At 38.8% G+C, this 7,674-nt stretch carries 9 protein-coding genes; 7 read left to right on the top strand and 2 right to left on the bottom strand.

Translation table 11 applies throughout. From position 1 onward, the window contains the following. Both UNSWCS_RS08870 and UNSWCS_RS08865 read right to left on the bottom strand, forming a co-directional pair. Positions 1-489, bottom strand: a 489-nt coding sequence (locus tag UNSWCS_RS08870; protein WP_035143818.1) for a cache domain-containing protein, incomplete at its 3' end; no start/stop codon positions are given. Then, a complete protein-coding gene (locus tag UNSWCS_RS08865; protein ID WP_021088205.1) occupies positions 489-755 on the bottom strand; it encodes a hypothetical protein in 267 nt (88 codons plus the stop codon). The genes UNSWCS_RS08870 and UNSWCS_RS08865, both read right to left, overlap by 1 nt. 284 nt (positions 756-1,039) lie before the next feature. On the opposite strand from UNSWCS_RS08865, the gene UNSWCS_RS08860 reads away from it, so the two are divergent. The 7 genes from UNSWCS_RS08860 to UNSWCS_RS08830 all read left to right on the top strand — a co-directional run bounded on the left by UNSWCS_RS08860 (position 1,040) and on the right by UNSWCS_RS08830 (position 7,628). Then, the gene (locus UNSWCS_RS08860; protein WP_021088201.1) at positions 1,040-1,945 is read left to right on the top strand and encodes an AEC family transporter; all 906 of its coding nucleotides are present in this window, start codon (positions 1,040-1,042) and stop codon (positions 1,943-1,945) included. A 63-nt stretch (positions 1,946-2,008) separates the two neighbouring features. Continuing rightward, positions 2,009-2,335, top strand: coding sequence for a hypothetical protein (locus UNSWCS_RS08855; protein WP_021085558.1), 327 nt, complete (start codon positions 2,009-2,011; stop codon positions 2,333-2,335). A gap of 9 nt (positions 2,336-2,344) precedes the next feature. After that, positions 2,345-3,007, top strand: a complete 663-nt coding sequence (locus UNSWCS_RS08850; protein ID WP_002940533.1) for a response regulator transcription factor — start codon at positions 2,345-2,347, stop codon at positions 3,005-3,007. After that, on the top strand, positions 3,000-4,169 hold the full coding sequence (locus UNSWCS_RS08845; RefSeq protein WP_021088200.1) for a sensor histidine kinase: 1,170 nt from the start codon (positions 3,000-3,002) through the stop codon (positions 4,167-4,169). Before UNSWCS_RS08850 ends, UNSWCS_RS08845 begins: the two co-directional genes overlap by 8 nt. Before the next feature lie 126 nt (positions 4,170-4,295). Then, entirely contained in the window at positions 4,296-5,771 is a 1,476-nt protein-coding gene (locus UNSWCS_RS08840; RefSeq protein WP_021088216.1) for an aldehyde dehydrogenase family protein, read from the top strand. A 125-nt stretch (positions 5,772-5,896) separates the two neighbouring features. Further along, the gene (locus UNSWCS_RS08835; protein ID WP_021088219.1) at positions 5,897-6,619 is read left to right on the top strand and encodes a metallophosphoesterase; all 723 of its coding nucleotides are present in this window, start codon (positions 5,897-5,899) and stop codon (positions 6,617-6,619) included. Next, a complete protein-coding gene (locus tag UNSWCS_RS08830; protein ID WP_021088213.1) occupies positions 6,600-7,628 on the top strand; it encodes a hypothetical protein in 1,029 nt (342 codons plus the stop codon). The genes UNSWCS_RS08835 and UNSWCS_RS08830 overlap by 20 nt, the downstream gene beginning before the upstream one ends. Positions 7,629-7,674 lie beyond the last annotated feature (46 nt).

Here is a 7,674-nt window from a genome sequence, read left to right as displayed (position 1 = left end):
ATTATAAGTAAATGTTTTATCGCCATTTTTCTTATACTCGTTTGAGTAGTCATCAAGGATCTTCATAGCTTCACTAGAGTCTGAAAGAACAAGTTCCTTTATCTTAAAATGAACGATCTTTCTATTCTCTAGATCAAATAGTGCTATCGCGCTACTTGGAGTTGGTTTTATCTTGTCAAGCTCAGTATCAAGCTTATCTAAAGCGATATCTCCACCAAAGACACCAATGACTTTGCCGTTAACGACAACTTTTTTAGCGATAGTAATATTCATAACACCAGCTGATCCAACATACGGCTCTGTAAAAACAACACCACCTTTTGCAATAGCGTCTTTATACCAAACTCTAGTCCTTGCATCAAAATTTGTGCTTGCATCTAAAAGAGAAATTTTACGTCCTTCGCCGTCAACATCAGCACTATAAGTCGCTCCATCATTTGCATATCCAAAATAAAACTCAAAAAATTCAGTTACTTGTGATGCTGTCATCAGCTCTTTTTTAAGCTTTCTCTATTCTCTAAAATTTCCGGATGTAGTTCAAGGTATCTAACAAATTTTTCAACAACATCAACCTTATCTTCAAAAAATGCATTCATATAAAACTGCAAAACTTTTGAAGCAGAAGTCTTAGACTCCTTTGCTAGATCATAAATATTCTCTTTGGTGTTTGTATAACTTACAGTAGAAAATACAGCCAAAGAGACAACCAAAAGCACTACGATGATAAGTGCTACTTTGTTTGCTACCTTCTTCATTTGGTAAAACTCCTTGTTTAAATTTAATGTCTTGTATATCTATATCGGTAAAAATATTAATTTATTTAACATATTTTAAACAAAGATATTTATCAACAATAATAGTTGTCGTATTTTGTGCAATATTTAAATTTAACTAATCAAACCAAAAAACAGAAAAGACCAAGACAACGCTATTTTGCTACTACCTCCAAAAAAGTTTATTGTAATTTAATTTATTGTAATTTAATCTTTTGGGGCATATAATCAATTTTTTGTAAATTCCAAACTTAAAAGAGACTGCTATGAATTTCACACCACTTTTTGCAATATTTTTTATAATCGCAACTGGTTTTTTTGCTAAAAAAGTCGGCATTGTTGAGCAAAAGCACTCGATCCCATTTGTGGATTTTGTCCTTTGTTTTGCAATGCCTGCGCTAATCTTTGATAAAATTTACCACGTAAATGTCGATGCCTCGCTTATAAACACGATCCTTATTGGCTTTGCTTCAACCGCCATTAGCGCCGCTTTGGCATTTGTCATAGGTAAGATTTTTAAATTTACCAAAATAACAACCGTCAGTATGATCATGCTAAGCCTTTTTGGTAACACACTATTTGTCGGTATGCCTGTCATTCAGGGCTTCTTTGGCGATGCGATGGTAAATGAGGTCATCTTTTATGATCAAATAGCCACTGGTATCCCTCTTTCGATCCTTGGACCACTCATCCTATCTTTTGCCGCACCTGAGAAGGTTTCGCTCTTTCAAAATACGATGAAAATTTTAAAATTTCCACCATTTATCGCGCTCATTATGGGTCTTGTCTTAAAAGAAGTCCCACTTCCAGATTTTATCTTTGCGCCACTTAGGATGTTTGAAGGCAGCGTCACTCCAGTCGCACTTTTTGCGATCGGTGTTGGTCTTAACTTTAGCAGTATCACAAGCTCATATAAAGGCGTTAGCGTCGTGCTTTTGTGTAAGATGATATTGCCAGCTATCGTATTTTTCATCATATTAAAAGTCTCAGGCATCCAGATGAGCAAAACTTGGGTCGTTGGTCTCTTTCAATGTGCGATGCCGACATCAGCCCTTGCAAGTGCGATGGTCATAAAAGCTGGGCTTGATAGCTCACTAGCCATCTCATCAGTAGCCATTGGTGTACTTTTTTCATTTATCACGTTACCAGTTATCTATTTTGTATTTGCGTAAATTCACACTTATTTCACACTAAGTGACTACAATTGCAACATAATTTAATTTAAAGGAGACTTTATGAAAAAGTTAATCTTAGTTGCACTTGGTGCTATGTTTATGTTTGGCGGTCTTGCAAATGCTACTGAAATGATGCAAAAGGACAAGATGGGCAAAGATGAGATGATGAAGAAAGAGCAGATGATGAAAGATGATATGTCTAAAAAACATCCTGTCAAAAAACACGAAGCTAAAAAAGAAGACATGGGCATGAAAGACGAAATGAAAAAAGACGACATGGGTATGAAAAAAGACGACATGGGCATGAAAGACGAAATGAAAAAAGATGACATGGGTATGAAAAAAGACGACATGGGCATGAAAGACGAAATGAAAAAAGGCATGTAAAGGCACTTGATGGTCAGAATTTTGCTTGTTGAAGATGATGAAACATTACTTGATCTAATAAGCGAGTATCTGGGCGAAAATGGTTACGATGTCACCACTACAAACAATGCCAAAGACGCACTAGATCTTGCATACGAGCGAAATTTTGACCTACTTATACTAGACGTCAAACTCCCGCAAGGCGACGGCTTCTCCCTACTTTCATCGCTACGTGAGCTTGGCGTCACAACACCTAGCATATTTACCACCTCGCTAAACACCATAGACGACCTTGAAAAAGGCTACAAAAGCGGCTGCGATGACTATCTAAAAAAGCCATTTGAGCTAAAAGAGCTACTTATCCGCATGCAAGCTCTCATAAAAAGAAATTTCTCACACCAAAACGGCGAAGATATCAAAATTTTAGATGATCTTTGCTTTCACCCACAGAGCAAAACTCTAAGTAAAAACGGCGAAAATGTAAATATCTCGAGCAAAGAGAGCGACCTGCTCGCCCTATTTTTGCAAAACAAGGGCAAAATTTTAACCAAAGATGAAATTTTTAATAAAATTTGGAAATTTGACGAGGAGCCAAGCGAGCTTAGCCTTCGTGTATATATCAAAAATTTACGCCAAATTTTAGGCAAAGATGCCATTTTAAACAAGCGTGGAGACGGCTACATCTATGTCTGAAAAGACGCAAATTTTATTTAAAATTTTATCCCTCTATCTTGTTAGCTCTGTGCTATTTTTGAGCTATTTTTTTATACACGACTACCAAAATAAAAAAGAAGCACTCATCTTAAACGAGGTAAAAAGCCTAAAAGAGATCAAGATGGGCATATATATGAAAGCCAGGACAAATGGTCTTAGTTCGGTTTCAAGCCTAACAAAAGAAAAAGGGGTAAAAGCCTGCATCATCTCAAAAAACGGAGCGAAAATTTATCAGGACTTTGCCTGCGAAAATATAGATAAAGAAAAAAATATAAATTTGATAAACGGCAAGGTCACGATCTTTGAAAACATCCAAAGCATGGATAACGACATAACAGATGAGCTTTCTAGCGCTGAGATATTTTTGGTAGGCAAGGACATCAAAAAAGAGATATTATCCCTTGTAATTTCATGCGTTGTGGATGCTATATTTTTCCTTTTTATACTGCTTTTCATCGCCTTTTACTTAGCAAAACTGAGCCTAAAGCCACTTTATGAAAAGATAGATACGCTAAATCACTTCATAAAAGACTCAACTCACGAGATAAACACGCCCCTAAGCGTCATCTCGATGAGCATAGAAACGGCTGATCTTGAAAACCTAAATGAGCGAAATTTAAAGCGCTTTAACAACATCAGCCTTGCTGCAAAGAGCCTAGGCAGCATCTATGACGCGCTCGTTCATCTAAGCTTTAACCTAGATAAACCAAGTAAAAAAGAGCTAATCGATCTAAATTTACTAACCACACAAAGACTTAGCTACTTCTCGCCATTTTTTGCCAAACGCGGACTTAAGATAGAGGCTAGCTTAAAGCCAAGCTTCATAAACGCAGACCTTGAGGATGTGAGTAAAATTTTAGACAACCTTCTTAGCAACGCCTCCAAATACGCAGCGCCAAATTCAAAGGTTAGTATAGTTTTAGAGCCAAATTTCTTTAGTATAAGCAACACTGGACGCGGCATCAGCAAAGAGGATCAGATGAAAATTTTTGATCGCTACACGAGATTTAACGACGATCAAGGTGGCTTTGGTATAGGGCTAAATTTAGTCAAAGAGTGCTGCAAGAAAAATGGCATCACCGTAAAATGCCAAAGCGAGCTTGATAGCGAGACTACGTTTTTGCTCTCTTGGCAGAGTTAAATTTAAAATCACCCTACTCTAAATAATAAAATTTATTAAAAAAGAGAATTTATGTCCAAAATTTATTTTTGATAAATTTTATTAATATTATAATCCTTTTACAAAATCTTAATCAAGGAGAAAAGTATGAAACTACTTGAAAAATACGGGCTTTTTATAAATGGTGAGTGGCGTGACGCAAAAGACGGCGCTACCCTTGATGCTAAAAATCCAGCAAACGGCGAGCACCTTGCAAAGATCGCTGATGCTACCGAAGAAGATGTAAATGACGCAGTTCGTGCTGCACGTGAGGCTTTTAAGAAATTTAAACACACCACAGTTAGCGAGCGCGCAAAGCTGTTAAACAAGATCGCTGATATCATCGATGAGCACAAAGAGCACTTAGCAAAAGTTGAAAGTATGGACAACGGCAAGCCAATCCGTGAGACGCTAAATGTCGATATCCCTTTTGCAGCCGAGCATTTTAGGTATTTTGCTGGCGTTATCATGGGTGAAGAAGGCAGCGCAAATGTGCTTGACGAGAAGCAACTCTCTATCGTTTTGCGCGAGCCAATAGGCGTCGTGGGTCAGATCGTGCCTTGGAATTTTCCATTTCTAATGGCAGCTTGGAAGCTAGCTCCAGTTATCGCAGCGGGCGATGCTAGCGTCTTTAAGCCTTCAAGCGAGACAAGCCTAAGCGTGCTTGAGCTATTTAGACTGATAGATAAAATTTTGCCAAAAGGCCTTATAAATATAGTAACAGGCAGAGGCAGTAAGAGTGGCGAGTGGATCAAAAACCACCCAGGCCTTGACAAGCTAGCATTTACTGGCTCAACCGAGATCGGCCGTGATATCGCCATAGCTGCGGCTCGCCGTATCATCCCAGCCACACTTGAGCTTGGCGGCAAGAGCGCAAATATCTTCTTTAGCGACGCAAATTTAGACAAGGCGCTTGACGGTCTTCAGCTTGGAATTTTATTTAACCAAGGTCAAGTTTGCTGCGCAGGGTCTAGAATTTTCGTAGAAGAGAGCTTTTATGACAAATTTATCGAGGCTGCTGTTAAGAAATTTAACACCATAAAAGTTGGCGATCCGCTTGATCCTAGCACTCAAATGGGCTCTCAGATCAATAAAAAACAAGCCGAGCAGATCTTAGAGTACGTAGAGATCGGCAAAAAAGAAGGTGCAAAAGTAGCAGTCGGCGGCAAAGCCTACACCGCAAATGGTTGCGACAAGGGCGCATTTGTCGAGCCAACGCTGCTAGTTGATGTGACAAATGATATGAGAGTGGCTCAGGAGGAAATTTTTGGACCAGTTGGCGTTGTCATCAAATTTAAAGATGAAGCCGAGCTTATCAAAATGGTAAATGACAGCGAATATGGCCTTGGTGGCGGAATTTTCACACAAGACATCACAAAAGCGCTTCGCGTTGCAAGGTCTATGGAGACTGGCAGAGTTTGGATCAACACTTACAACCAAATCCCAGCAGGAAGCCCATTTGGCGGATATAAAAACTCAGGTATCGGCCGTGAGACGCATAAGATCATACTTGAGCACTACACTCAGATGAAAAACATCATGATAGACCTCACCGGCAAGGTCAGCGGCTTTTACGCACAATGATTTTAGGGGGTTTTGCCCCCTACTGCTTTAAATTTCATAAATAAAATTTCTTTCTAAATTTATCAACAATTAATAATCTTTATTTTTAAGTTTAATAGACTAAAATTTGCGCCAAAGGAGAAAATTTGAGCGAGCAAATTTACATTATCGGCGACGTTCACGGCTGTTTTAACACACTTTTAGAGCTAATAAAGCAGTTTCCAAACAAAGAAAAATCTCAAATTTGCTTTGTTGGCGACGTGATAGATCGGGGGCTTTTTAGCTGCGACGTGGTCGAACTTATCATGCAAAATGACTATAAAATGGTCATGGGAAATCACGAGCGAAGGCTACTAAACAATAAATTTGAGTTTTTAAACAACAAAGTGCCATTTGATAGGAGCTGGTTTTTTGGAAATGGTGGCGAGGCGACATATAGATCATACTTTGGACAAAGTATGAAATTTAAGCAAAGGCATATTGACTTTTTAGAACAAAGGCCAGTTTATCTGGAATTTAAAGAGCATAAAAACCAAAATGGCGAGCATCTGGTAGTCTCTCACTCAGCCGTTGGCAATATGTGGGAGCTAAGAAACGACAAATATGCTAGCGAAGAGTTTAGAAGGCACCTGCTCTCAGGCAGAGGCGATGAGCTGCAAGTTAGTGGCATATTTAACGTCTATGGGCACACGCCAGTAAAAGAGGTAAAATTTTATAAAAATAGCGCAGATATCGACACAGGCTGCGTTTTTAATGAAGTTGGTTATGACAAACTAAGTGCGTTAGAATTTCCATCGATGAAAATTTATACGCAAAGAAATGTAGAGTCTTTTGAAAGGGGGAGAGAATATGGAGTTTTCACATCATAAAAACTCAAGTTTTGCTAGCAGGGTTGATAAATTTTGGAGCGAACTTGGTAAAAATTTAGATGCTATAAAGCGTAATTTAGAGGATAAAAATTACGAAACAGCGAGCAAAATGACAGAGGAGGCGCTAAATTTATGTTTAGTTGATCCAACCTTTATGATAGGCCTTGTTAATGACAAGATCGATCTAGTGCTCACTCCAGAAGGGATGAAATATAGGCTTTTTTGGCTTAAATTTATCAAATCACGCATGCCAAAAGAGTATGAGGCAAAACTTACTTGCACACTTGGCAAACCACGTGCACCGCGCGAAGTAGCCACTATACAGATGTATGGCGTGAGTGTTGATGCAAACGAGGTCATGGTCTATGCAAATTTTGAAGAAAAAAGCGTGGATATGTGCCTATATAACGAGGCTCTAAGTAAGCTAAAAAGCGAAGATGAAAACAAAGCCTACACGCTAGCTTTCATACTTTGTGACAACGTTGTTGGCGAGACAGCGATGATAAACACGCTTGGTGACTTTGAGATCGTAGATGAGCCAAGAGAAAAAGGCGTCGCGCTTACCGACTTTGCCGATCTTATAGATGATAAATTTGGCAAAGAAGCCTCGAGCGAGCCGCTAAAGCAGTTTAGCTTTTATGAGCTAGAGCCTCGCTCAGACGAGCTAAGAGACGATGTTTTTATGGGATATACAAGCCTAATCTCACTGCTAAATGAATACTATGACGGCAAAAGCGATATCTATAACGAAGCTTACGAGCTTGGTATAAATTTCTGCTTTTTAGTCCTGCATCACGGCGGCGACGTGCAGTTTGGCATTGATAGCAAAACTAAGATAGAAGATGAGCTTGAAACTAGCACTTTTTGCGAAGGCATGGGCGCAGCGACTGGCACTAAGCACTCTTATGTTGATCTTATATGCTTTGACAAAGACGAGCTTGAAAAGGCTGTTAGCAAATTTAGTAGAGAGCTTGATATCAAAATAGAAATTTGCGAATTTAAACGCTAAATACATAAAATTTTATGCAAAATATTACATATCCTGCTAGCTGGTA

The organism is Campylobacter concisus UNSWCS (assembly GCF_000466685.1).
GTDB lineage: Bacteria > Campylobacterota > Campylobacteria > Campylobacterales > Campylobacteraceae > Campylobacter_A > Campylobacter_A concisus_A.
This window is presented reverse-complemented; position numbering and strand designations above follow the sequence as displayed.

Coding starts and splice junctions, on each gene's coding strand:
- UNSWCS_RS08840 (WP_021088216.1), top strand. CDS start 4,296: ATGAAACTACTTGAAAAATACGGGCTTTTTATAAATGGTGAGTGGCGT.
- UNSWCS_RS08850 (WP_002940533.1), top strand. CDS start 2,345: ATGGTCAGAATTTTGCTTGTTGAAGATGATGAAACATTACTTGATCTA.
- UNSWCS_RS08855 (WP_021085558.1), top strand. CDS start 2,009: ATGAAAAAGTTAATCTTAGTTGCACTTGGTGCTATGTTTATGTTTGGC.
- UNSWCS_RS08865 (WP_021088205.1), bottom strand. CDS start 755: ATGAAGAAGGTAGCAAACAAAGTAGCACTTATCATCGTAGTGCTTTTG.
- UNSWCS_RS08845 (WP_021088200.1), top strand. CDS start 3,000: ATGTCTGAAAAGACGCAAATTTTATTTAAAATTTTATCCCTCTATCTT.
- UNSWCS_RS08860 (WP_021088201.1), top strand. CDS start 1,040: ATGAATTTCACACCACTTTTTGCAATATTTTTTATAATCGCAACTGGT.
- UNSWCS_RS08830 (WP_021088213.1), top strand. CDS start 6,600: ATGGAGTTTTCACATCATAAAAACTCAAGTTTTGCTAGCAGGGTTGAT.